General features: G+C 70.9%; 20 protein-coding genes. 8 read left to right on the top strand and 12 right to left on the bottom strand.

Features of this window, described 5'->3' with window-relative positions; all coding sequences use genetic code 11:
* Positions 1-96: 96 nt before the first annotated feature.
* Positions 97-1,083 (bottom strand): N-acetylglucosamine kinase, encoded by a 987-nt coding sequence (locus ACQP0U_RS22385; protein WP_433310318.1) that lies wholly within the window; start codon positions 1,081-1,083, stop codon positions 97-99.
* Between the two features lie 206 nt (positions 1,084-1,289).
* On the opposite strand from ACQP0U_RS22385, the gene ACQP0U_RS22380 reads away from it, so the two are divergent.
* From ACQP0U_RS22380 to ACQP0U_RS22360, 5 genes are read left to right on the top strand one after another with little or no spacing between them, the layout of a single operon-like run.
* Positions 1,290-2,243, top strand: a complete 954-nt coding sequence (locus ACQP0U_RS22380; protein WP_433310315.1) for a MurR/RpiR family transcriptional regulator — start codon at positions 1,290-1,292, stop codon at positions 2,241-2,243.
* On the top strand, positions 2,240-2,989 hold the full coding sequence (locus tag ACQP0U_RS22375; protein ID WP_091403970.1) for a sugar isomerase domain-containing protein: 750 nt from the start codon (positions 2,240-2,242) through the stop codon (positions 2,987-2,989). Before ACQP0U_RS22380 ends, ACQP0U_RS22375 begins: the two co-directional genes overlap by 4 nt.
* Before the next feature lie 26 nt (positions 2,990-3,015).
* The gene (gene ngcE, locus ACQP0U_RS22370) at positions 3,016-4,452 is read left to right on the top strand and encodes an N-acetylglucosamine/diacetylchitobiose ABC transporter substrate-binding protein (RefSeq protein ID WP_433310313.1); all 1,437 of its coding nucleotides are present in this window, start codon (positions 3,016-3,018) and stop codon (positions 4,450-4,452) included.
* Between the two features lie 18 nt (positions 4,453-4,470).
* Positions 4,471-5,379 carry a carbohydrate ABC transporter permease gene (locus ACQP0U_RS22365; protein ID WP_433310310.1) on the top strand — a complete coding sequence of 303 codons (909 nt, stop codon included), beginning with the start codon at positions 4,471-4,473 and terminating at the stop codon, positions 5,377-5,379.
* The gene (locus ACQP0U_RS22360) at positions 5,379-6,308 is read left to right on the top strand and encodes a carbohydrate ABC transporter permease (protein WP_433310307.1); all 930 of its coding nucleotides are present in this window, start codon (positions 5,379-5,381) and stop codon (positions 6,306-6,308) included. Before ACQP0U_RS22365 ends, ACQP0U_RS22360 begins: the two co-directional genes overlap by 1 nt.
* Positions 6,309-6,314: 6 nt before the next feature.
* Here the strand turns inward: ACQP0U_RS22360 and ACQP0U_RS22355 are convergent, their stop codons facing one another.
* Complete coding sequence (locus ACQP0U_RS22355; RefSeq protein ID WP_433321033.1) at positions 6,315-8,000, bottom strand: ABC transporter ATP-binding protein; 1,686 nt, start codon at positions 7,998-8,000, stop codon at positions 6,315-6,317.
* A gap of 50 nt (positions 8,001-8,050) precedes the next feature.
* Complete coding sequence (locus tag ACQP0U_RS22350; RefSeq protein WP_433321030.1) at positions 8,051-9,844, bottom strand: ABC transporter ATP-binding protein; 1,794 nt, start codon at positions 9,842-9,844, stop codon at positions 8,051-8,053.
* A 120-nt stretch (positions 9,845-9,964) separates the two neighbouring features.
* On the opposite strand from ACQP0U_RS22350, the gene ACQP0U_RS22345 reads away from it, so the two are divergent.
* The 3 genes from ACQP0U_RS22345 to ACQP0U_RS22335 all read left to right on the top strand — a co-directional run bounded on the left by ACQP0U_RS22345 (position 9,965) and on the right by ACQP0U_RS22335 (position 13,044).
* Positions 9,965-11,674, top strand: a complete 1,710-nt coding sequence (locus ACQP0U_RS22345; protein WP_433321027.1) for a bifunctional 3'-5' exonuclease/DNA polymerase — start codon at positions 9,965-9,967, stop codon at positions 11,672-11,674.
* A gap of 93 nt (positions 11,675-11,767) precedes the next feature.
* Entirely contained in the window at positions 11,768-12,259 is a 492-nt protein-coding gene (locus tag ACQP0U_RS22340) for a hypothetical protein (protein ID WP_433310304.1), read from the top strand.
* A gap of 191 nt (positions 12,260-12,450) precedes the next feature.
* A complete protein-coding gene (locus ACQP0U_RS22335) occupies positions 12,451-13,044 on the top strand; it encodes a nucleotidyltransferase family protein (protein WP_433321024.1) in 594 nt (197 codons plus the stop codon).
* On the opposite strand, the gene ACQP0U_RS22330 is transcribed toward ACQP0U_RS22335, so the two are convergent.
* The 9 genes from ACQP0U_RS22330 to ACQP0U_RS22290 all read right to left on the bottom strand — a co-directional run bounded on the left by ACQP0U_RS22330 (position 13,013) and on the right by ACQP0U_RS22290 (position 23,384).
* Positions 13,013-13,876 carry a helix-turn-helix domain-containing protein gene (locus tag ACQP0U_RS22330; protein WP_433310301.1) on the bottom strand — a complete coding sequence of 288 codons (864 nt, stop codon included), beginning with the start codon at positions 13,874-13,876 and terminating at the stop codon, positions 13,013-13,015. The genes ACQP0U_RS22335 and ACQP0U_RS22330 overlap by 32 nt on opposite strands.
* Positions 13,877-13,894: 18 nt before the next feature.
* Positions 13,895-14,731: an alpha/beta fold hydrolase gene (locus tag ACQP0U_RS22325; protein WP_433310299.1), complete on the bottom strand. Its 837-nt coding sequence runs from the start codon at positions 14,729-14,731 to the stop codon at positions 13,895-13,897.
* A gap of 58 nt (positions 14,732-14,789) precedes the next feature.
* The gene (locus ACQP0U_RS22320; RefSeq protein WP_433310296.1) at positions 14,790-15,458 is read right to left on the bottom strand and encodes a DJ-1/PfpI family protein; all 669 of its coding nucleotides are present in this window, start codon (positions 15,456-15,458) and stop codon (positions 14,790-14,792) included.
* A 42-nt stretch (positions 15,459-15,500) separates the two neighbouring features.
* Positions 15,501-16,457: a GlxA family transcriptional regulator gene (locus ACQP0U_RS22315; protein ID WP_433310293.1), complete on the bottom strand. Its 957-nt coding sequence runs from the start codon at positions 16,455-16,457 to the stop codon at positions 15,501-15,503.
* Between the two features lie 75 nt (positions 16,458-16,532).
* Positions 16,533-17,930, bottom strand: coding sequence for a GH1 family beta-glucosidase (locus tag ACQP0U_RS22310; protein ID WP_433310290.1), 1,398 nt, complete (start codon positions 17,928-17,930; stop codon positions 16,533-16,535).
* Positions 17,927-20,158 (bottom strand): alpha-xylosidase, encoded by a 2,232-nt coding sequence (yicI, locus tag ACQP0U_RS22305; RefSeq protein WP_433310288.1) that lies wholly within the window; start codon positions 20,156-20,158, stop codon positions 17,927-17,929. The genes ACQP0U_RS22310 and yicI overlap by 4 nt, the downstream gene beginning before the upstream one ends.
* Positions 20,155-21,042, bottom strand: coding sequence for a carbohydrate ABC transporter permease (locus ACQP0U_RS22300; RefSeq protein ID WP_433310285.1), 888 nt, complete (start codon positions 21,040-21,042; stop codon positions 20,155-20,157). The genes yicI and ACQP0U_RS22300 overlap by 4 nt, the downstream gene beginning before the upstream one ends.
* A 1-nt stretch (position 21,043) precedes the next feature.
* Complete coding sequence (locus tag ACQP0U_RS22295) at positions 21,044-22,012, bottom strand: carbohydrate ABC transporter permease (RefSeq protein ID WP_433310282.1); 969 nt, start codon at positions 22,010-22,012, stop codon at positions 21,044-21,046.
* A 67-nt stretch (positions 22,013-22,079) separates the two neighbouring features.
* The gene (locus ACQP0U_RS22290) at positions 22,080-23,384 is read right to left on the bottom strand and encodes an ABC transporter substrate-binding protein (RefSeq protein ID WP_433310279.1); all 1,305 of its coding nucleotides are present in this window, start codon (positions 23,382-23,384) and stop codon (positions 22,080-22,082) included.
* Positions 23,385-23,442 lie beyond the last annotated feature (58 nt).

The raw sequence follows: 23,442 nt of genomic DNA, 5'->3' as shown, positions 1-23,442 counted from the left end.
CCGGTGGGGGCGGGGGTGTGGGTTTCGGCCCGGCGCGGGCGGGGCCGGCCCGGCGGGGGCGCGGGTGTGGGTTTCGGCCCGGCGGGGCGCGGTGGGTCAGGGGGTGGGGAAGAGGTGGGCGTGCAGGGCGGCCGGGTCGGTCACCTCGGGTAGGCCGCGGGCGGCGAGCCAGGCTGCCGCGGCGGCCCCGTCTCCGGCGGTACGCAGTGGCGCGTCCGGCCAGCGTCGGGCGATCTCGGCCCGGACGGCGGCGGCGAGTGGGGTGTCCGCGGTGAGCAGGCCGCCGCCGAGCACGATCGGTGTCACAGCCCTGGCGGGGCGGATGCGGCTCACGCTTTCGCTCAGGTGCGCGGCGGCTTCGGTGATCAGCTCGGTGGCGACCGGGTCGCCGTTGCTGGCGGCGTCGACGACCAGCGGGGCGAGCCGGGCCAGTTCGATGGGGGGTCGACGGGTCACCGTCTGGATGGTGGCGTCGACGGTGTCGCGGGGGCGGGCGGCGATGTCGGCGCTGCCCAGCAGTTCGGTGAGCACGGTCGTGGTCAGCGCGCCGAGTTCACAGCCGGCGTCCAGGTCGGCGAGCAGTCGGCGCACCGCTTCCCGGCCGAGCCAGAAGCCTGAGCCGGCGTCGCCGAGGAGCCAGCCGTGGCCGTCGGCGATCCGGTCGAGGCGCAGTTCGTGGACCTGCGCGGTGATCGCCCCGGTGCCGGCGATGAGGATGGTGCCGTCCGGGGCGGCGGTGCCGGAGGCGTACGCGACTAGGGCGTCGCCGTGCACCTCGTACGGGCAGCGCAGCCCGGCGTCGTGCCAGGCCTGGTCGAAGGCGGCCCGCCCGGCCGGGTCGGCGAGCAGCCGGCCGGCTCCGGCGAGCCCGATGGTGCCGGCGGCCACCCGTGCGGGGTCGACGTCGGCGAGCGCCTCGCGGAGCGCGGTCAGCAGCTCGGCGGCGGCGCGTTCGGCGCCGTGACTGGTGGGGTTGCCGCCGCCGGCGCGGCCGGTGCCGACGCGTTGCCCGGTGAGGGTGAGGACGGTCGCCCGGGTGGACGTACCGCCGACATCGAGACCCACCACGACGGTGTCGGACATCGGCACGGGTCTCCTTGCGCGGGACGGCGATCTGGCTTGTTCATGCTGGTCGGCGGCGTCGTGTGGGGCAAGTTGTGGCGGGCGCGAGGGGTTGTGCGCCAGGTAACAGTTTGAAAACTTCGCCCACAGTCTTGACACGGAGGGCCGTTCAGTAAGAACTTTTACCACTAACAGTTAACAGTCTTTTCGGAAAGTTGAGGGAACCCATGGTTGATCACGAGGTGGACGCCGCCGCGGGGACCGCGGTGGTCGACGCCGACGTGATCGACCGGAGGACCTCGGCCTCCGACGGGGTGCTGGCCCGGGTCCGCAACGGGCTGGGCGAGCTGACCGGCGCGCTGCGCCGGGTCGCGGAGCACGTGCTCAGCGACCCGGAGGCCGCCGCCCGCTCGACAATCGTCGAGCTGGCCGAGCGCAGCGGCACCTCACCGGCGACCATCACCCGTTTCTGCCGGGCGATGGGCTTCGAGGGGTACGCCGACCTGCGGCTGGGCATCGCCTCCGAGACCGGTCGGGCGCGCTCGGCCGGGTGGACCGTCGACATCGGACGGGAGATCCAGCCGAGCGACCCGCTCGCCCGGGTGCTCGACCAGATCATGGCCGCCGACACCCGGGCCATGCACGACACTGCCACCCTGCTCGACCTCACCGAGGTGGAGCGGGCCGCGGTGGCGATCGCGGGTGCCAGCCGGGTGAACATCTTCGGGGCCAGCGGCAGCGCCCTGGTGGGCGAGGAGATGCAGTTCAGCCTGCATCGCATCGGTGTGGCGGCGTGGGCGTGGAACGACGTGCACGAGGGGCTGGCCAGCGCCGCGCTGCTGCGATCGGGGGACGTGGCGCTCGGCATCTCGCACACCGGGCAGACCCGGGAGACCATCGAGATGCTCGCCGAGGCGGGCAGCCGGGGCGCCACCACGCTCGCGCTCACCGGCTTCCCCCGCTCACCGTTGGCCGAGCTGGCCGACATCGTGCTGCTCACGGCCAGCCAGGCGACCACCTTCCGGCCGGACGCGCTCTCCGCCCGGCACCCCCAGCTGGTGGTGCTCGACCTGCTCTACATCGCCGTCGCCCAGCGCACGCACGACCGTGCGCACGCGGCCTTCCGGCGGACCGCGCAGGCCGTCGACGGGCACAAGGCAGCGAAGGGAGCCGTTTCATGATCAGCGCTCAGGGGTACGCGGACGCCGTCCGCCCGGTGCTCGACCGGCTGCTCGACTCGGAGGCCGACGGGATCACCCGGGCCGCCGACCTGATCGCCGACAGCCTGCGCGACGGCGGTGTGCTCCAGGCGTTCGGCGCCGGGCACTCCGAGGCGTTCGCCGCCGAGCTGGTGGCCCGGGCCGGCGGGTTGGTCCCCACCAACCGGCTCTCGGTACGGGACCTGGTGATGCACGGTGACGCCCCGCGCGACGTGCTCGCCGACCCGAAGCTGGAACGTGATCCCTCCATCGCCCACCAGATCTACGCGCTCGCGGCGCCCCAGCCGCGCGACGTGTTCGTGGTGGCGTCCCAATCCGGCATCAACGGCTCGGTGGTCGAGCTGGCGGCGCTGGTCACCGAGCGCGGTCACCCGTTGATCGCGGTCACCTCGGTCGAGCACACCGCACGGGTGGCTCCACGGCACCCGTCCGGGCATCGGCTCGCCGACCTCGCCGACGTCGTGCTGGACAATGGCGCGCCGTACGGCGATGCACTGCTGCCGCTCGAGGGCGGCGGCGCGGTCTGTGCGGTCTCCTCGGTCACCACGGCGCTGCTGGCGCAGTTGCTGACCGCTGAGGTCGTACGACGGTTCCACCAGGCAGGGGAGGTACCCCCTATCTACCTCTCCGCCAACGTCCCCGGCGGGGACGAGCACAACCTCGCCCTCGAGTCGCGGTACGCCGGACGTCTCCGGCGTACCGCATGACCCGAATTTCACAAGGAGAGACGACGATGTCGATTACCCCCGAACACCCGGCCGCACTCGACCGTCGCACGGTGCTGCGTCGCGCCGCCGCCGTGGGCATGCTCGCCACTCCGGCCATCGGCCTGCTCGGCGCCTGCGCCACCAGCGGCAGCGACGGTGACAACGAGCAGGTCGCCGGCGGCACGAAGAGCGAGAAGAACCCGCTGGGCGTCAAGGAGGACGCCGCGATCGAGGTGGTCATCTTCAACGGTGGCTACGGCGAGAAGTACGCCACCGACGTGCACGAGCCGCTGTACAAGAAGGCGTTCCCCAAGGCCGAGGTCAAGCACCAGGCCACCCAGGCCGTCTCCACGATCCTCCAGCCGCGGTTCGCCTCCGGCAACCCGCCGGAGTTCGTGAACAACTCGGGCGAGAAGCTGATGGACTTCGGCGCGCTCGTCGCCGACGGTCAGCTCCAGGACCTCACCGAGCTGTGGGACGCGCCGTCGGTCGACGACCCGGCCAAGAAGGTCCGCGACACGGTGGTGCCGGGCACCATCGAGGCGGGTTCGTTCAACGGCAAGCCGTACGTCCTGTACTACGTCTCCACGGTCTTCGGTATCTGGTACTCGGCGAAGCTGTTCAAGGACAACGGCTGGGCGCCGGCGAAGACCTGGGACGACTTCATCACCCTGCTCACGAACATCAAGGCCAAGGGCATCACCCCCTACGGCTACGCCGGTGCGAACGCGGCCTACTACCAGTGGAACGTGATCCTCACCCAGGCCGCCAAGATCGGCGGCACGGACGTGCTGAAGAACATCGACAACCTGGAGGACGGCGCCTGGAAGCAGGACGCCGTGAAGCAGGCTGCCGCCGCGTGGGCCGAGGTTGGAGCGAAGTTCAGCGACAAGAGCTTCGAGGGCCTCAAGCACACCGACGTGCAGCTGCGGCAGAACCAGTACAAGGTGGCCCTGTACCCCAGCGGTGACTGGCTGGAGGGCGAGCAGAAGAAGGACACCCCGGCCGGCTTCGACTACCAGCTCATGCCGGTGCCGGGCCTGACCGCCTCGGACAAGCTGCCGGCAACCGCGCTGCGCGCGACCGCCGGTGAGGGTTACTTTGTCTCGGCGAAGAGCAAGAACCCCAAGGGCGGCCTGGAGTACATGCGCCAGATGCTGTCGAAGGAGGGCGCGAAGGGCTTCACCGAGGTGGTCAAGGCCCCGACCGTGGTCACCGCCGGCTCGGAGGGCTTCGCCTTCCCGCCCGGTGTGGCCAGCTCCCAGGCCGCGCTCAAGGCGGCCGGTCAGGACGTGTTCAACCTGTACTTCGACGGCTGGTACAAGGAGCTCGACACGGAGGCGCGTACCGCCACCAACGAGCTGATGTTCGGCCGGATCAACGCGGACGCCTTCGTGGAGCGGATCCAGAAGCGCGCCGACGCCATCAAGAAGGACAGCTCCGTCACCAAGTTCAAGCGCTGATCGATCGGAGCTAGGGTCATGCGGCACGGCAAGTATCCATTCGTGATCGGGTTCCTGTTCGCCCCGGTCGCGCTGTACGTGACATTCGTGATCTGGCCGTACGCGCAGGCGTTCCAGATCTCGATGACCAACTGGCGGGGGCTCTCCGCCCCGCAGTGGGTGGGCTTCGACAACTACCAGAGGTTGCTCGACGACGGCGCCTTCTGGAAGGCGGTCCAGCACCACGGCGTACTGCTGCTTGCCTTGCCGCTGATCACCATTGCCATCGCCCTGTTCTTCGCCTTCCTGCTCAACGTGGGCGGCAAGAGCAGCGGTGGTCAACGCCAGGGGGTCTGGGGGGCGAAGTTCTACCGGGTGGTGTTCTTCTTCCCCCAGGTCCTGGCGGTGGCCATCATCGCGGTGTTGTTCCAGATGGTGTACCGGCCGAACGAGTCCGGCCTGATCAACGGTGTGTTGATGAAGTTCGGCCTGGAGCCGATCCTCTTCCTGGTCAAGCCGAACCTGGCCCTCTGGTCGATCATCGCGGTGCTGGTCTGGCAGGCGGTCGGCTTCTACGTGGTTCTCTTCTCGGCGGGGATGGCGTCCATCCCCGGTGAGATCTACGAGGCCGCCGAGATGGACGGGGCGACGAAGGTGACCCTGTTCTTCCGGGTCACCCTGCCGCTGCTGTGGGACACCCTCCAGGTGGCCTGGGTGTACCTCGGGATCGCGGCGTTCGACGCGTTCGCCATCGTGGCGGTGCTCTCGGTGGACGGTGGCGGCCCGGACGGCGCCACCACCGTGCTGGCCATGGAGATCTACCGCAACGCGTTCGTCTACTCGAAGTACGGCTACGCCTCGGCGATGGGCGTGGCGCTGTTCTTCCTCACCCTCACGTTCGCGGCGCTGACGCTGCGGCTCACCAAGCGGGAAAGCGTGGAGTACTGATGAATCCGCAGTCGACGCTGCCGCCGACACCGGCGGCGCTGCCGCCGAAGACCGGTGATCCGTCCGCCCCCGCCGGGCCGGGGCGTAAGGGCCCCCGCTCGGAGGTACGGTTCTTCTCCGGCCTGGGGCACATCGCGCTCGCCGTGTGGGCGGTGATCGTGATCGTGCCGATCCTCTGGACCTTCCTCGCCGCGTTCAAGAACACCAGCGAGATCTTCAGCAGCCCGTGGACGCTCCCGGCCGAGCTGCGCTGGGAGAACTTCGGGCGGGCCTGGACCAAGGCGCACGTCGGTAGGTACTTCCTCAACAGCGTGATCGTGGTGACGTGCAGCACGTTCCTCACCATGCTGCTCGGCTCGATGGCCGCGTACGTGCTGGCCCGCTACAAGTTCTGGGGCAACCGGGCGGTCTACTTCCTCTTCGTCTCGGGGTTGGCCTTCCCGGTCTTCCTGGCGCTGGTGCCGCTGTTCTTCGTGGTGAAGAACCTGGGTCTGCTGGACACCCACACCGGCGTGGTGCTGGTCTACACCGCGTACTCGTTGCCGTTCACCGTGTTCTTCCTGGCCGCGTTCTTCAAGACGCTGCCGTCGTCGGTGGCCGAGGCGGGCATGATCGACGGCTGCGGGCACAGCCGGCTGTTCTTCCAGGTGATGATGCCGATGGCGAAGCCGGGCCTGATCAGCGTCGCGATCTTCAACATCATCGGGCAGTGGGCGCAGTACCAGCTTCCGTTGGTGCTGCTCTCCAACGCCAAGGACAAGTGGGTGCTCACCCAGGGCATCGCCGACATCTCGGTCAACGCCGGCTACGAGGCGGACTGGTCCGGGCTGTTCGCCGCGCTGACCATCGCCATCCTCCCAATGATCATCGTGTACGCGGTCTTCCAGCGTCAGATCCAGGCCGGCCTCACCTCCGGCGCGGTGAAGTAGGGCGCCTCACCGCTCGCGGGTGTGCCAGGAGCGCCACAGGGCGGCGTACGCGCCACCGGCGGCGACCAGCTCGTCGTGGCTGCCGATCTCGGTGATCCGACCGTCCGCCAGCACGGCGACCCGGTCGGCGTCGTGCGCGGTGTTGAGCCGGTGCGCGATCGCGATGACGGTCCGCCCGACCAGCACGGCGGCCAGCGCGCGTTCGGTCCGTCGGGCGGTGGACGGATCGAGCGCGGCGGTCGCCTCGTCCAGGATCAGCGTGTGCGGGTCGGCGAGCACCAACCGGGCCAGCGCGAGCTGCTGGGCCTCGGCCGCACCGAGTTGACGGGCCCCGTCGCCGAGCTGGGTGTCCAGGTCGTCGGGCAGCCCCGCGTACCACTCGGCGCCCACGGTGCGCAGCGCGGCGCGCATCTGTTCGTCGGAGGCGTCGGGCGCGGCGAAGGAGAGGTTGTCGCGTACCGAGCCGATGAAGACGTGGTGCTCCTGGGTGACCAGGGCGATCCGGCGGCGTCGCTCGGCCGGGTCGAGGTCGGTGACCGGGCAGCCGCCGATGCTGACGACGCCCTGCCGTGGCGCGTCGATCCCGGCCAGCAGCCGGGCCAGGGTGGACTTGCCGGCGCCGGACGGGCCGACGACGGCCAGCCGCTCACCGGGCTGCACCTCCAGGTCGATGCCGTGCAGCACGTCCGGCCCGTCGGCATAGGAGAACCGCGCTCCACGGACGACGAGCCGCTCACCCCGTGACGAGGCGGTCGTGCCGGGCGGTTCCGGCGGGACCATGCCGACGCCGAGCAGTCGGGCGTACGACGCGAAGCCGCGTTGCGCCTGCTCCGTCCACTGCAACAGCCGGTCCAACGGGTCGATCGCCTGCTGCAGGTAGAGAGCTGCGGCGACCACCGCGCCGAGCGACACCATGTCCCGGGAGAGCAGGTAGCCACCGACGAGGAGGACCATGGCGACCGGCAGCGGATAGCTGGCCTCGACGACCGAGAAGAACACGGTACGCAGCGCCAGGGTCGCCCGGCGGGCCCGCCACACCATGGTGATGCGGGTGGTGCCGTGCCGGATCCTGTCGTCGGCCAGCCGCAGCGCCTCCACCGTGCGCGCGCCCTCGGCGGTGGTGGTCAGCGTCTCGGTCAGCTCGGCCGCCGCCGCGCCCTCGGTGAGGTACGCGGAGCTGGCCCGGCGCAGGTACCAGCGGGCCACCGCGACGATCGACGGGAGCCCGGCCAGCGCGGCGAGCCCGAGCAGCGGGTGCAGCAGGAAGACCGCCCCGAACAGCAACGTCAACTGCACCGTGGCGATGACGATGGTGGGCACCACGTCCCGGACGGTGGTGCCGACCGTCGACACGTCGACCGAGCTGCGGGTGGCCAGGTCACCGGCGCCGGCGCGTTCGACGACCGAGACCGGCAGCCCGAGGGTCCGGGAGACGAACTCCTCGCGCAGTTCGGCGACGGCCCGTTCACCGAAGCGGTGGCCGGCGTACTGGGCGTATCGGGAGAGCAGGGCGCTGACCAGGACGCAGCCGGCGATGGCCAGCGCCAGCCGGTCCACAGTGGCCACGCTCGCCCCCGCGGTGACCCGGTCGACGATGGTGCCCAGCAGCCACGGCGGGGCGAGCCCGGCGACGGCGGCGGCGCTGTGCAGCGCCAGCACGACCCCGACGGCACGTCGGTGCCGGCTGATCATGTCGCGCAGGGCCCGGCGTACGGTGCGGCGGTCTGCCACCGGCAGCCGGCTCACCGGTACGCCTCCTCGGTGTCGGCGGGCTGCGTCGGATCGGGGTCCTCGCTGCCCCGGGCCACCAGGTGTCGGTAGGCCGGGTCACTGTCGAGCAGGTCGGCGTGGCTGCCGGTGGCGGTGATCCGACCGGCGCTCAGGTGTGCGACACGGTCGGCCTGGCCGAGCAGCAGCGGCGACGTGGCGATCACCACGGTGGTCAGCCCGGCCCGCGCGGCCCGCAGCCGCTCGGCGATCCGTGCCTCGGTGTGCGCGTCCACCGCCGACGTCGGGTCGACGAGGATCAGCACTTCCGGCTCGCTGTGCAGCGCGCGGGCCAGGCGGACCCGTTGGCGCTGACCGCCGGAGAGTGTGCGGGCCCGGGCGTCGACAGGGGTGTCCAGCCCGACGGGCAGGGCGTCGACGATGTCCTGCGCCGAGGCGGTCCGCAGGGCAGCGCTGATCCGCTCGTTATCGTCGTCGGCCCCGGCGCGCAGGATGTCGCGCAGAGCGCCGGCGAAGAGGTACGAGTCGTGGTCGGCGACGAGGATCCGCGCGCGGACGTCGTCCAGGGCGACACCGCGCAGCGGCACGTCGCCCCAGGTGACGTCGCTGACGACGTACCGGCCGAGGCGGTCGGCCAACGCCACTGCCGCCGCCGGGTCGTCCGCCGCCACGCCGGTCAGCTGGCCGGCGCGTACGGTCAGGCCGGTCACCGGGTCGTGCAGGTCGGCCGGGCCGTGCGGCGCGGCCGGGTCACCCGGCCGGCGCGCCCCGGGCACGGAATTTGACCGGCGCGCCTCGGGCGTGGATCCCGGCCGGAGTGCCTCCGGCGTGGAACCTGGCCACCGGCGACCCGGGCCGCCGACGTCGTCGGGTGTCACGGTGAGCAGGTCGGTGATCCGCCGGGCGGCGACCCGGCCACGGATGAGCTGGTGGCTGCCCTCCAGCAGGAACCAGACCGGCACGATCAGGGTCGCCACGTAGCCGTAGACGGCGACCAGCTCGCCGATCGTGACGTCACCTGCCACCGCCATCCGGGCCGTCAGCCACACCACCGCAGCCAGGAACAACCCGGGGATGGCGACGGTCGCCGCGTCGATCCAGCTGTAGACCGCGCCGACGCGGTAGCCCTCGGCGCGCAGCTCCTGGGACCGGGCCGCGTACCGCCGGGCGAACAGGTCCCGGCCGCCCACCCCGGCGAGCACCCGCAGCCCGGCCACGATGTCACCGGACCGGGCGGTGAGGGCGCCCTGTTGCCGGCGGTAGACCGATTCGACCCGCTCCAGGCGGCGCAGCAGCGGCCCCACGACCAGACCGACCACCGGCACCCCCACCAGTACGCAGAGCGCGAGCAGCGGGGAGATCGACCAGAGCACCACGGCGATCACCCCGTACGCGACGACAGCGCCGACGCCCGGCCCGGTCAGCGTCAGCACCTGCGCCGTCCAGTCGATGTCGGAGCCGCCGATGGTGGACACCTCGCCCGCCCTGACCCGGCGAGGCAACACCGCGCCGATGCGGGCCAGGTGGCGCAGCAGGACCTCCGCCGAGCGGGCCTTGGCGTCCTCCCGGAGGAAGGTCATCGTGCGGTGCCGCATGATGCCCAGGTAGGAGAGGCCCACGCCCGCGACGACGATCGCCGCGACCCAGAGCGCCAGGGCCTGGGTGTCCCGCTCGCGCAGCCCGTCGTCGACGGCCCGTGCGATCAGATAGGGCCGTACGGACAGCCCGATCATCCAGGCCGTGCCGATCACACTGCCGCGCAGCACCCGCCAGGGTTGGCGGCGGGCCAGCCACCAGAGGTAACGCATCGGACCCCGGGTGTCGGGAGTGCCAGGATCGGGATGCGGGATCTGTGGAGGCACCCGATCACGCTACCGAGCATCTCCGACACCCCACCGACCCGAAGCGGGTGAGGTGCGCCTCCGTTCCTGTCGGAGGGGAGAGGCAGAATCGCGTTCGTGCTGGTGGCGGTGGTGTCCGACGAGCGGGGCGGGGGTGTGCTGTGCCCGCTGGACGCCGCCGGTCGGCCGACCGGCCCGCCCGAGGCCGTCGTCGACCTGGTCGCCGCGGTCGCCGCGCGCGAGGCCGCCGAGCACCCGCGCTGGGTCTGGTCGACCGCCGCGGCGGTCTACCCGCCGCTGCTGCGCGCCGGCGTCCGGGTCGACCGGTGTCACGACGTGGAGCTGACCGAGGCGCTGCTGCTCGGGCACGCGGGCCGCTGGGGTGAGCCCCGCTCGGTGGCCGCCGCATGGGCCCGGCTGACCGGTGCGGCGGTGCCGCCCGACCCGCCGCCGCGCGCCGCCGCGCCGCCCGGGCACGGGCAGGGCGCGCTCTTCGACACCCTGCCCGGTCCGCCGGGCCCGGGCATCGAGGCACTGACCCGGGTGTACGCCGACCAGCTCGCCCGCGTCGCCGCGACCGAGCACCCCGGCCGGTTCCGGTTGCTGGTGGCCGCCGAGTCGGCGGGCGCGCTGATCGCTGTGGAGATGGGCGTGACCGGGCTGCCCTGGCGCGCCGACGTGCACAACGAGATCCTGCACGAGCTGCTCGGTGAGGCGTCCCCGGTCGGTGGGCCGCCACGCCGGCTTGCCGAGCTGTCCGCCCGGATCGCCGACGCGCTCGGCGTACGCCGCCTGCACACCGACTCCCCGGCGGAGCTGCTGAAGGCGTTCGCCCGGGTCGGGGTGGAGCTGCCCAATACCCGGGCCTGGGTGCTGCGTGGGGTGGACCATCCGGCGGTGCCGCTGGTGCTGGAATACAAGGAGCTCTACCGGATCTGGACGGCGCACGGCTGGGCCTGGCTCGACCAGTGGGCGCGGGGTGGCCGGTTCCAACCGGAGTACGTGCCGGGTGGTGTCGTCTCCGGTCGGTGGGCCACCCGCGGTGGTGGGGCGTTGCAGATCCCGAAGGTGATCCGGCGGGCGGTGGTGGCCGATCCGGGCTGGCGGTTGGTGGTCGCCGACGCCGGTCAGCTGGAGCCTCGGGTGCTGGCCGCGGTGTCCGGCGACGCGCGGTTGGCGGCGGCGGGCGGTGCCGGCGACCTCTACGCGGCCCTTGCTCGGGACTCGTTCGGCGGCGACCGGGCCAAGGCCAAGGTCGCCCTGCTCGGGGCGATGTACGGGCAGACCGGCGGGGCCGCGGTGCCCGCGTTGGCGGTGCTCAAGCGCAGCTACCCGACGGCGTTCGGTTACGTCGAGGCGGCCGCGCGCACCGGTGAGACGGGTGGGTTGGTGCGGTCGTGGCTGGGGCGGACGTGCCCGCCCGGCTCGGCCGGGTTCGGTGATCTCGACGACGAGCCCTCCGACCCGGAGGGGGCGGCCGATCCGCACAGTCCGCGGGCACGTGCCGCGCGGTCCCGGGGGCGCTTCACCCGTAACTTCGTCATCCAGGCCACGGCGGCGGAGTGGGCATCCACGTTGCTGGCAACGCTACGGACGGAGCTGTCCGGCACCGACGCCGAGCTGGTCTTCTTTCAGCACGACGAGGTGGTCGTGCACGCTCCCGCCGATCAGGCCGGCGCGGTAGCCGAGGCTGTCCACCGGTCCGGCGAGCGAGCCTCCGCACTGCTCTTCGGTGCGACGCCGGTCCGGTTCCCACTGGACCTGTCCATCGTCGACTGTTACGCCGACGCCGCCTGACCTGCGGGCCGCGCACGGGCAGGGGCACACGCGGGGTGGCGCCGCGGTTAGTCTCGTCCGGGTCGTGCCGCCGTCGGAATGGGAGGGTGCGCCATGGTCGTCGGAGTCGTCCGTCATCTGGTGGGGATGGCCGCCGCCTGCCTGGTCCTCGTCGCCGAGGCGGTCGTGGGCTACCTCGGTCTGCTGGCGTACGCGCTGGCCACCGGTTCCGGGGTGGGTGGTCCGCTGGCCGGGCCGATGTTCGTGGTGATCGCCGCGGTGCTCGGCGTGGTCCTGATTCCCCTGCTCTTCCTGCCGGCTGTGGCGGTCGCGGAGGCCGCCGGGCGGCATCGGGGGACCGGTCGGGTGGTGGCGCTGTCCGTGCTCGTCGCGGTCGTCCTGGCCGCCGGGTACGCCGTGGGCGGGGCGATTGTCAGCGGAGTGCCGGCCGGCTACGTGCCTCTGGTCGCCGGAATCGCCGTGCTGCTCATCGTTGCTCCGGTGGTTCTGTACGCGCTCACCGCGCGCGGGCTCGGCTGGGTGGCGCGATGGGTGCCCCGGCGTTGGGGCGGCACTGCGGCCGCGCTGTCCGCAGAGGCGGGTTGATCGCCGCACTCTTCTCGGTGACCAACCGGTGCTCGTGCCGGGCGATGCCGGTCGTGTAACGGTTGTGCTATTTCTCCTTTTCGCCCCGCCACCCTCGGCTGGCCGTCCTCGTTGCAGTGTCCGTAGGAGGGGACGGATCGGTCACGGTCCGTGCCGTGCTGGAGGGGGCGCAGCTGAACCGGATCGCAGGAATGATCATCGCCGCAGGCGGGGGCCGACGGATCGGTGGTCCCGAGGCGCTGCTGCACCAGGGGGACAAGCCCCTGGTCAATCAGATGATCGACACGATGACCGAGGCGGGCTGCGAGCAGATCGTGGTCGTGCTGGGTGCCGCCGCCGAGCAGGTGCAGGAGACCGCCGACCTGGGCAAGGCCACCGTTGTGATCAACAAGGCGTGGGGCACCGGGGTCGGCTCGTCCATCCGGGCCGGCCTGGCCGCCATGGACGACGAGGGGATCGAGGCGGTGGTGGTGGTCCCGGTCGACATGCCGGGCCTGACCGCCGAGGCGGTCAGCCGGGTGGCCGCGCTGCCGTACCCGGACGTGCTGGTCTGCGCCACCTATGACGGGTTGCGCGGCTACCCGATGCTGTTCGGCCGCCGGCACTGGTCCGGCATCGCCACCCTGGCCAGCGCGGACGTGGGCGCTCGACCGTATCTGTTGGCGCACAAGGATCAGATCGTCGACATCGCCTGTGACTCGGTGGCCGACGGCAGCCGGGTCGACACCCCGGAGCTGATGGAGATGTACGGGCTCACCGTCCCGCCTCAGCGCGTGGGCGTCTAGGCGGTCGAGGGGCGGGCCACGCCACATCGTCGATCGCGAGCCACGGCGCGGCGGCCACCGCCGTGGGCGTCTGCCCGGCGAACTCCACCACGTCGCGATGCAGGTGTGACTGGTCGACGTAGCCACTCTCGGTGGCAACCGTGGCGGCCGGGTGGCCTGCGGCAAGAAGGTGCGCGGCGTGGTCGAAGCGCACCAGGCGGGCGGCGCGTTTGGGTGTGATGCCCAGCTGGGACCGGAAGCGGGACAGCAGGCGCTTGCGGCTCCAACCGACCTCGTCGGCCAGGCTGTCGACCCGTACCCGGCCTCGGCTGGTGCGGGTCCGCCGCCAGGCGTGGGCGACCTCTGGATCGGCCGGTCGACGGGCGTCCAGCCGCCGGCCGAGGATCTCCGCGGCAGCGGCGAACCGTTCGTCCCACGACGCTGTGGCGCGCAGCCTGGCCTCCATGTGTTCGGCGGCGCGGCCCCAGAGGTGGTCGAGGGTGACCACCGCCCCGCAGACCTCCGTCGACGTGCCGAGTACGGCGGCCGCGGCGACCGGCTCCAGCCGGATCTGGAGGCACTCGCCGAACCCTCGGCCCGTCGCGCGGAGGTCGCCGGGGAGCAGGCCCACGACGACGCTGCCACTTCTGTGCTGGCCGTCCACGGCGTAGGTGAGGCCCGTCTCCCCGCTGAGGTCGACGAACAGGGTGATCGACGGGTGCGCGACCATGGCGATGTCCACCGGTGCGCAGGCACGATGTCGGAACCCGGCCATGCGGACCCCCGGCAACCGGGCCGACGGACGCGGGACCACCACGTCCACCAGTGACCAGTCGAGCGGGTTCGTCGCCATCGGCGGCATCCGTCGAGTCTAGGCAGCCGGGGGTGCCGGTGGAGTGCCCGTGGCCGGTGCTGTGAAGCCCAGCAGCAGCCTGCTGGTTGCCTCGGGCGCTTCCAGCATGGGTACGTGTCCGACGCCGGGCAGCAGCTCGACGCGCGCCTTCGCCGCCGCCTCGTACCGGTGCGCGGACGACGGGTCCCAGCGGGGGTCGGCAGCGCCGAAGACCACCAGCACCGGAACGTGGAGAGCGGCGAGGCGCTCGGGCACGTTCCGCTCCTCGATGTACGCGTCGTAGGCGTGCAGCACCGACCTCAGCGTGCGGTACGTGAGACGTCGGAGGTCGCTGACCAGATCGTCCGGGACGTCGATCGGGCGCGCGCAGGTGACGCTGATCCCCCTGCGGATCATTGTGTCCGATCGCCGGGCCCAGAGGAGCGAACCGAGCGGCGGTGCCAACAGGGCACGGAGCAGGACCGGCTGTGGAAGAAGAGCATCGGGACTCGGGCCGGTGCTGACCAGTACGAGCGAGCGCACCAGGTCCGGCCGTCGTTCGGCGAGCGCGGTTGCGATGTAACCGCCGCTGGAGTGCCCGATGGTGACGACGGACCGGATGCCGAGGTTGTCGAGCACTGCCGCCACCCGGTCCGCCTGGTCGGACACCTCGTACGACGGCGGCACCGGAGACCGGCCACAGCCCGGGAGGTCTACGCGGATGACGTGGTGGTGGCCGGCGAGCGCTGGTACCAATGGATTCCAGGACGCGCCCGACATCCCCGATCCGTGGATCAGCAACAGCGGCGGCTTCTCCGGCGGGCCGTCGTGCACCACGTGCATTCCCTGCGACCGCGCACCGTCGTGTTCGCTCATGGGCATGACGATGCACCGGCCGCCGGTCGTCCGTCTTGGACAAATGTCGCCGCGACGCTCACCGGGGTGCAGGCGGCCCGGTGTGCGCCATCCTGGCCGCGCTGTCGTACTCGGCCGCCCGGGCGATCACCTCGGGGGTCGCGCGGGATGGGTGGCCGCTGTCGAATGGCGGTTGTGGGTCGTACTCCATCCACAGCTGGATGGCCTCTGCGGTCGTCCGGTCGGTGAGGAGTTCGACGAGCCTCAGCCCCATGTCGATGCCGCTCGACACACCGGCCGCCGTGATGATGCGGGCGTCCGGTTCTTCGACGATCCGCTGGTCCGTCGGCTCGGCGCCGAAGCGGACCAACTCCTGGGCTGCGAGGTAGTGGCTGGTGCCCCGTCGGCCCCTGAGTAGCCCGGCGGCCCCCAGCAGGATCGAGCCGGAGCACACGGAGGTCGTGAACGTCGTCGTCTCGTGGATCCGTCTGATCCAGCCCGGCAGCGGCCCGGTGAGAGCCTGAACTGTTCCTGGTCCTCCCGGAACGACGAGAACCTCGGCCGCTTCCACGTCTTCGAGCGCGGTCTCGGCCAGCAGGGAGACCATCCCGCAGTCGTCCCGGACGGGGCCGGGGCGTTCGGCGACCAGGACCACGTCAATGCCCGGGGTGAGGGCCAGTGGCTGATAGACGCCGATGACGTCCAGCGCGGTGAATCGCTCGTACAGAGGGATGACGACGTGGGTCACCAGAGGTCCTTTCGGTGCGGAGCGATGGGCTGTGTGCTGCGGTCAGAGCATCGAGAAGCGTTCGCGGAACGCGCCAGGGGTCGTGCCGAGTCGTTCGCCGAAGACACGTCGAAGCGACTCGGCGGACCCGAAACCCGACCTGGCCGCCACCGCATCGAGGGCGAGGTCGGACTGCACCAGAAGGCGTTTGGCGCTCTCCAGGCGAAGCTCGGTGAGGTAGCGCCCGACGGTCAGTCCCGTCTCACGTGCGAAGAGACGCTGGAAGTGTCGAGGTGACATGGCGAACTGCGCGGCAAGGTCATCGACGCGGTGCGTCGCCGTCGGGTCGGCCTCGATGGCACGCTGAACGGCGGCTACCCGCTTCTCCGTGGCGCGTTCCAACCACACCGGGCCGGAGAACTGGGTCTGCTGTCCGGGCCGATGCAGGAACATCACGAGCCAGCGCGCGATCTGCTGAGCGACTGGTGCTCCGTGGTCGGCCGCCACGACAGCCAGTGCCAGGTCGATTCCTGCCGTGACACCACCCGATGTCCATACCGGGCCGTCGTGCACGTAGAGAGCGTCGTGGTCGACGGTGAGATCGGGGAACCGCCGCCCGAGGTCCCTGGACACGGACCAGTGGGTGGCAACCCGGTGACCGCTGAGCAACCCGGCGCGTGCGCAGAGAAACGCTCCGGAACAGATCGACAACAACCGGGTGGGACGGCACTCCCGCAACCAGGCGACGAGGTCGGCGTGCTCGTCCCCGGCGGCCGCCGTACGGCCGCCGGGGACGACGAGGGTGCCGACCCGGACAGGCTCTCCGAGCGCCTCGGCCACCATGACGAGGCCGCTCTCGGACGTCACCTTGGGTTCCGTGCCCGCCAGCCTCAGGTCATACGCGGGCTGCTCACCACGTGCTGCCCAATGCCGGTTCGCCCCGGTCAGGACCTCCCACGGCCCGGCGATGTCGAGGGACTGCACACCCGGAAAGGCGACAACGGTGACGCGCTCAACCATGCCCTGAGTCTGTGGGCCGGGCGATCATGGCGCAATGACGCCGTACCCACGGATAGTGACACCCTGCTGGAGGCGTCAGTCGAGACGACCGGTGGCGGCGAGGCGCTGGTACCAGTGGGCGCTGTCCTTCCAGGTGCGTACCTGGGTGTCGTAGTCGACCCGGATGATCCCGAAGCGACGGTCGTAGCCGTAGCCCCACTCGAAGTTGTCCAGCAGCGACCAGACGAAGTAGCCGCGCACGTCCGCGCCCTGCGCGCGGGCGTCGGCCATCGCGCCGATGTGCCGACGCAGGTAGTCGATCCGCCGGTCGTCGTGGATGCGGCCGTCGGCCGACACCTCGTCGTCGAACGCCGCGCCGTTCTCGGTGATCATCATGGGCTGGCTGGGGTATTCGCGCTGGAGGCGCAGCAGCAGCTCGGTCAGCGCCGGCGGGTCGATGTTCCAGCCCATCGCCGTGTACGGGCCGGGCTGCGGCAGGAAGTCGACGTTGTCCGCGGCGACCCACGGCGTCGACGTCGACGCCCCGTGCCCGTCGGCGTCGGAGCGGGCCGACACCCCGTCCCAGGCCCGGACCAGGGTGCTGGAGTAGTAGTTGACCCCGAGCACGTCCAGCGGCACCGCGATCTGCTTCTCGTCGCCTTCCCGGACGAACGACCAGTCGGTGACGGAGGCGGTGTCGGCGAGCAGGTCGGCCGGGTACTCCCCGTCCAGCATCGGGCCGAGGAACGCCCGGTTCGCCAACGCGTCGATCCGCCGGACGGCGTCCTGGTCGGCTGCCGAGTCGGACGCGCCCCGGATGACGTGCAGGTTCAGCGTCACCGACAGCTCGGCGGACGGGGCCAGCTCCCGGACCACCCGGCCGGCCAGGCCGTGCGCGAGGTTGAGGTGGTGCACCGCGGCCAGCGCCGCCGCCGGCTCGGTCCGACCGGGCGCGTGCACCCCGGAGGCGTAGCCCAGGTACGCGGAGCACCACGGCTCGTTGAGCGTCGTCCAGGTGTGCACCCGGTCGCCGAGCGCACCGACGATGCCGGCCGCGTACTCCTGGAAGCGCAACGCGGTCTCCCGCACCGCCCAGCCGCCGGCGTCCTCCAACTCCTGCGGCAGGTCCCAGTGGTACATGGTGGCGACCGGGCGGACGCCCCGCTCCAGCAGCCCGTCCACCAGCCGCGAGTAGAAGTCGATGCCGGCCTGGTTGAACGGGCCCGAACCGCCGGGCTGCACCCGGGGCCAGGAGATGGAGAACCGGTACGCCCCGAGCCCGAGGTCGGCGATGTGCCCGAGGTCGTCCGCCCACCTGTGGTAATGGTCGGCGGCCACGTCACCGGTGTCACCGTTGAGGGTCCGGCCGGGCGTGTGGCTGTAGGTGTCCCAGATCGACGGTCCGCGCCCGTCCTCGGTCGCGGCACCCTCGATCTGGTACGCGGCTGTCGCCGAGCCCCAGACGAAGCTCTCCGGGAAGTGGTGTTGCGTCATCGTTCCGTCCCCTGGATCTCGCAGATGTAGCCCGTCGAGGTGCCGGCGGCCAGTTCGGCACTGGCCGTCCCACCCTCGTAGCGCACGTCAAACTCGGCGCCCGGCCCGTTGCCGGGTGACGGTACCCGTACCCGGGTCCGCTGCCCCTCGGTCGGTGCGTACACCCGTAGCCGCACATCGTCGGCCCACTCGTAGTCCGGTCGGTCGGTGCGGGAGCCGAACGGGATGACCGCCCCCGGTCGGGCCAGCACCGGCAGGCTGTCGAAGCCGTGCTTCTCGGTCACCCAGGCCGGGCCGGTGACCTGCGCGCCGGTGACCAGGTGCGTCCAGGTGCCGGCGGGTACGTAGTACGTGACGTCGCCGTCGGCGCTGAGCACCGGGGCGACGAGCACGTCCGGGCCGAGCATGTACTGCCGGTCCAGGTGCGCCGTCGCCGGGTCGTCCGGGAACTCCAGGAACATCGGCCGCATCACCGGCGTCCCGTCGCGGTGCGCCTCCTGGGCGGCTGCCGCCAGGTACGGCATCAGGCCCAGCTTGATGTGGGTGAAGTGCCGCAGCACGTCGACGGCCTCCTCGTCGTACGCCCACGGCACCCGGTAGGAGCCGGACCCGTGCAGCCGGGAGTGCGAGGAGAGCAACCCAAAGGCGACCCACCGCTTGAACACCGCCGGGTCGGGAGTGCCCTCGAAGCCGCCGATGTCGTGGCTCCAGTAGCCGAAGCCGGACGCCGCCAGGGACAACCCGCCGCGCAGCGATTCGGCCATCGCGACGAACGTCGACTCGCAGTCGCCGCCCCAGTGCACCGGGAACTGCTGCCCGCCGGCGGTGGCCGAGCGGGCGAACAGCACCGCCTCGCCCTCCCCGCGCTCGGTCTCCAGCAGCTCGAAGACCGCCTTGTTGTAGAGGTACGAGTAGTAGTTGTGCATCCGCTGCGGGTCGGAGCCGTCGTGCCACACCACGTCGGTCGGGATGCGCTCGCCGAAGTCGGTCTTGAAGCAGTCGACGCCCATGTCCAGCAGCGCCTTGAGCTTTCCGGTGAACCAGCGGACGGCGTCCGGGTTGGTGAAGTCGACAAGCGCCATGCCGGCCTGCCACTTGTCCCACTGCCAGACCGAGCCGTCCGGGTTGCGCACCAGGTAACCGGCCTCGCGGCCCTCCTCGAAGAGGTACGAGCGCTGCGCGATGTACGGGTTGATCCAGACGCACACCTTCAGGTCGCGTTCGCGCAGCCGGCGCAGCATTCCCTCCGGGTCGGGGAAGGTCGCCGGGTCCCAGACGAAGTCGACCCAGTGGAACTGACGCATCCAGAAGCAGTCGAAGTGGAACACCGACAACGGCAGTCCGCGCTCGGCCATCCCGTCGACGAACTCGGTCACGGTCTTCTCGTCGTACGAGGTGGTGAACGACGTGGACAGCCAGAGCCCGTACGACCACGCCGGGATCCGGGCCGGACGGCCGGTGAGCGCGGTGTACCGGCGCAGCACGTCCTTCGGGTGGGGCCCGTCGATGACGTAGTAGGTGAGCGACTGGCCCTCGACGCTGAACTGGGTCTGCGTGACGACCTCGGAGCCGACCTCGAACGACACGTGCTCCGGGTGGTCCACGAAGACCCCGTAGCCGGCGCTGCTGAGGTAGAACGGCACGTTCTTGTACGCCTGCTCGCTGGCGGTGCCCCCGTCGGCGTTCCAGATGTCGACGGTCTGCCCGTTCTTGACGAACGGGCCGAAGCGCTCGCCCAGCCCGTACACCGTCTCGCCGACACCGAGGGCGAGCCGTTCGTGGACGTGCGGGCGGCCCTCGGCGTCGGTGACGATGCCGATGCTGCGCCCGGTGGACGCGGTGACGAGCCGGTCGCCGTGCAGGAAGTCGACCCGCCACCCGTCGATCAGCGCGACCCGCGCGGTCAGCTCGCCGGTGGTCAGCGTCGCGCTGAGCCCGGTGACGTCGACGCTGACCTGGTGCGTCTCGTCGGTGTTCAGCCCGAAGTGCGGCTCGCGGGGCAGCCCTCCGGTGTGGTGGGCGATGGTCACTCCGATGACGCCGGGGGCGGGGGAGAAGAACCGGACGGTGACCAGGGGGCGGTTGAGGGTGTCGCCGCGTCCGGTGATCTGACCGGTCGGTGCGAAGACGGTGAAGCCGCGCTCGTCCGGCTCGACCGACTCCACGGTGCCGGGGCGCAGGACGCTGACGCCGGGGCGCAGCTGCCAGTACCCGTCGGTGAACTTCACTTCTCGGCTCCTGCCGTGATGCCGCGCGCCAGAGTGCGCTGGAAGATGAGGAAGAAGAGGATGGCCGGCACCAGGCTGATCAGCGCGCCGGCGTTGGTGGTCGGAGCGTCCATCAGCCGGTCGCCCTGCAACGACGCGAGCGCGACCGGAATGGTCTGCGTCCGGTTGTCGATGAGCATGACCAGCGGGATGAGGAACTCGTTCCAGGTCCAGATGAAGAAGAAGATGAGCAGCACCGCGAGGGTGGGCCGCAGGTTGGGGAAGACCACCCGCCACAGCACCGTCCACTTGCCGGCGCCGTCGAGCGCGGCGGCCTCCAGCAGCGAGCGCGGGAACGTGCTCATCACCGAGGCGAGCAGGTAGGTGCCGAACGCGCTCTGGATCACGGTGAAGATGATGATCACCGAGAGCTGGGTGTTGTAGAGGCCGACCTGCTTCGCCACGTAGTACAGCGGGTAGATCAGCGCCTCCTGCGGCAGCATGTTGGCCAGCAGGAAGAGACCGACGATCCACAGCCGGCCACGGACCCGGCCGATGCCCAGGGCGTACGCGTTGAGCAGCGAGACGGCGACGCCGAGCACGGCCACGGAGCCGGCGATGAGCGCCGAGTTCCAGAACTTGAGCGGGAAGTTCACAGTGGTCCAGTACGTGCGCAGACCCTTGGTGTAGAACTCCGTCGGCCAGCTCAGCGGGCCGCCCGACGAGTAGTCGCCGGGCGACTTGAACGCGTTGAGCAGCATGAACGCGAATGGCACCAGCATGACGAGCGCGCCGAGGGTGACCAGGGCGAGCACCACCCAGCGGCTGACGCCACGGTGGTGTCGATCGCGTACGGGCCGGGCCGGGATCACCGGCGCGGTGCTCGGTGTGAGCGTGACAGCCATGTCAGAACCCCCGGTCCCGGCGCTCGCTGCGGGCCTGCATCCAGATGAAGACCCCGGCCACCACCACGATGATCAGTGTCAGCACCATCGAGATCGCGGAGCCGTAGCCGACCTGCAGCTTCTTGAAGAACGTGTAGTAGGCGAAGTACGACGGCACGTTCGTGGCGTTGTCCGGGCCGCCCCGGGTCAGGGCGAAGATCGGCCCGAACACCTTCAACGCGGCGATGGTGCAGGTCAGGGCCACCACGAAGGTCTCCGGCCGGATCTGCGGGAGGGTGATCGCCCGGAACCGGTGCAGCCAGTTCGCGCCGTCGACCTCGGCCGCCTCGTACAGCTCGGGGTCGACCCGCTGCAACGCCGCCATGAAGACGACCACCGGGTAGCCGATCTGCACCCAGATCATCACGGCCATCACGGCCGGCAGGGCGGTGCCCGGGTCGCCGAGCCAGTCGTGGCGTAGCGCGCCGAGACCGACCGCGTCGAGGAGGCTGTTGAACGCGCCGTCGGGGCGGAGGATCCAGCCCCAGACGATGCCGGCCACCACGACGGGCAGCACCTGCGGGAGATAGAACGCGGCCCGCAGCGCGGCGGCGGTGCGGGGCTTGAACCGGCGTCCGATGACGTCGAAGAGCACCGCGGCGAGCAGCAGCCCGAGCACTGTGGGCACCACCACCATCGCGACGAGCATCCAGACGGTGTTGCGGAACGACGCCCAGAACACGTCGTCGTGCAGCAACTGCTGGTAGTTGGCCAGGCCGACCCACCTGGGGTCGCCGATGCCTGACCACTTGGTCAGCGACAGGTAGAGGGTGCCGACCAGCGGCGCACCGATGACCAGGAGGAAGAGCACCGCTCCGGGGAGCAGGTAGAGCCAGTACGCCGCGTTGCGGCCGCGGCGTCTGCGGCTGGGCGCGGGCGGGGTGGGGGTCGCGGCCGGCGGTGTGGCGGCGACCGTCTCGGAGACTGCCATGGAAGATCCTTCCCGGCGGGGCGGGCGGGCGTGCCGGTCGTGCCGGTCACGCCCGCCGCTCGCCGTGTCACTTGCCGGTGATCTCCTTGACGCCATCGGCGTACGGCTTGGCGATCGTGTCGAGGACCTGGTCGGGAGACTTCGAGCCGTTGATCAGACCCTGGAAGCCGGAGACCAGCACGTCGTAGTAGCCGGGGACCGGCCAGTCCGGGTAGAAGGCGAGCCCGTCCTGCTTGCTGACCGTGTTGAAGTCCTCGATCAGCTTGCGGTCCTTCGGGTCGGTGATCTTCGACGCGTCGGCGGCGACCGGAACACCACCGTTGTTGCCGATCAGGTCCTGGATCTCCGGGCGCAGGGTGATGTCGATGAAGTCGTACGCCAGGCTCTTGGCCTTGCTGTTCTCCGGGACCACCCAGAGGTTGCCGGAGGAGCCGGCCTGCAGGGTGTTGCCGGGGAAGAGGAAGGTGTCCCAGTTGGCCTTCATCTCGGCCTTGAACCGGCCGTACCACCAGCTACCCGAGACGATCATCGGGACCTTGCCGCCGATGAAGGCGGTGCCCATGTCCTCGGCCTTGAGGCTGGCCGAGTTCTTCGCGACGTAACCCTTCTGCACCCACTGGGCGAAGGTGTCCGCGCCGTACTTGAGCGGGTCGGCCTTGAAGTCGACAGGGTTCTTGTAGAGCTGGTAGTTGTCGACGAACTGCCGGTCGCCCTTGGAGAGGGCGAGCTGGTAGAAGAGCTGCCCGGCCGGGTACTCGGCGCCGGCCATGCCCAGCGGGGTGACGCCCTTGCCGACGAAGGTGTCCATCGCGGCGGTCATCTCGGCCATGGTGGTCGGGACCTTCACGCCGTTCTGCTGGAACAGGTCCTTGTTGTAGTAGACAGTGACGTACTCGCCATAGTTCGGCACACCGAACCACTTGCCGGAACCCATCACGCCCTTGTCGCTGTACCGGGCGGTGGTCTGCAGGCTGGGGCTGAGCTTGCCGGCCCAGCCGCGCTTGTCGGCCTCGCTGCTCAGGTCGGCCAGCAGGCCCTGGGAGGAGAGCAGCCCGGCGGTCGCGTTGCCCTTGTTGTACTCCATGATGTCCGGGCCTTCGGACGAGTTGATGATCATGCCGGCGTTCTGCTGGATCTGCTCGAACGCCTTGCGCTCGAAGCGCACCTCGACGCCCGGGTGCTCGGACTTGAAGATCTCGATGGCCCGGTCCCAGCCGACCCCCATGGCGCTGTTCTCGCTCTCGTAGTGCCAGAGCTTCAGAACCTTGGCGTCGCTGCTGTCCCCGCTGTCACCACCGCCGCAGGCGGCCACGGTGGTCGTCGCGGTCGCGGCCAGGGCGATCGCGGCGACGAGCCGGTGGAATCGCTGCATTACCATCCTCCTCGTTGAGTATCTAGCCGGTACTTCACGGGGCCCGTCGTCGCGTTGC

Source organism: Micromonospora sp. CA-269861, from assembly GCF_050948505.1.
Classification (GTDB): domain Bacteria; phylum Actinomycetota; class Actinomycetes; order Mycobacteriales; family Micromonosporaceae; genus Micromonospora.
This window is presented reverse-complemented; position numbering and strand designations above follow the sequence as displayed.

Coding starts and splice junctions, on each gene's coding strand:
- ACQP0U_RS22335 (WP_433321024.1), top strand. CDS start 12,451: ATGATCATCGCCGCAGGCGGGGGCCGACGGATCGGTGGTCCCGAGGCG.
- ACQP0U_RS22375 (WP_091403970.1), top strand. CDS start 2,240: ATGATCAGCGCTCAGGGGTACGCGGACGCCGTCCGCCCGGTGCTCGAC.
- ACQP0U_RS22310 (WP_433310290.1), bottom strand. CDS start 17,930: ATGACGCAACACCACTTCCCGGAGAGCTTCGTCTGGGGCTCGGCGACA.
- ACQP0U_RS22380 (WP_433310315.1), top strand. CDS start 1,290: ATGGTTGATCACGAGGTGGACGCCGCCGCGGGGACCGCGGTGGTCGAC.
- ACQP0U_RS22355 (WP_433321033.1), bottom strand. CDS start 8,000: ATGATCAGCCGGCACCGACGTGCCGTCGGGGTCGTGCTGGCGCTGCAC.
- ACQP0U_RS22330 (WP_433310301.1), bottom strand. CDS start 13,876: ATGGCGACGAACCCGCTCGACTGGTCACTGGTGGACGTGGTGGTCCCG.
- ACQP0U_RS22365 (WP_433310310.1), top strand. CDS start 4,471: ATGCGGCACGGCAAGTATCCATTCGTGATCGGGTTCCTGTTCGCCCCG.
- ACQP0U_RS22350 (WP_433321030.1), bottom strand. CDS start 9,844: ATGCGTTACCTCTGGTGGCTGGCCCGCCGCCAACCCTGGCGGGTGCTG.
- ACQP0U_RS22340 (WP_433310304.1), top strand. CDS start 11,768: ATGGTCGTCGGAGTCGTCCGTCATCTGGTGGGGATGGCCGCCGCCTGC.
- ACQP0U_RS22300 (WP_433310285.1), bottom strand. CDS start 21,042: ATGGCTGTCACGCTCACACCGAGCACCGCGCCGGTGATCCCGGCCCGG.
- ACQP0U_RS22325 (WP_433310299.1), bottom strand. CDS start 14,731: ATGAGCGAACACGACGGTGCGCGGTCGCAGGGAATGCACGTGGTGCAC.
- ACQP0U_RS22360 (WP_433310307.1), top strand. CDS start 5,379: ATGAATCCGCAGTCGACGCTGCCGCCGACACCGGCGGCGCTGCCGCCG.
- ngcE (WP_433310313.1), top strand. CDS start 3,016: ATGTCGATTACCCCCGAACACCCGGCCGCACTCGACCGTCGCACGGTG.
- ACQP0U_RS22385 (WP_433310318.1), bottom strand. CDS start 1,083: ATGTCCGACACCGTCGTGGTGGGTCTCGATGTCGGCGGTACGTCCACC.
- ACQP0U_RS22290 (WP_433310279.1), bottom strand. CDS start 23,384: ATGCAGCGATTCCACCGGCTCGTCGCCGCGATCGCCCTGGCCGCGACC.
- ACQP0U_RS22295 (WP_433310282.1), bottom strand. CDS start 22,012: ATGGCAGTCTCCGAGACGGTCGCCGCCACACCGCCGGCCGCGACCCCC.
- ACQP0U_RS22315 (WP_433310293.1), bottom strand. CDS start 16,457: ATGGTTGAGCGCGTCACCGTTGTCGCCTTTCCGGGTGTGCAGTCCCTC.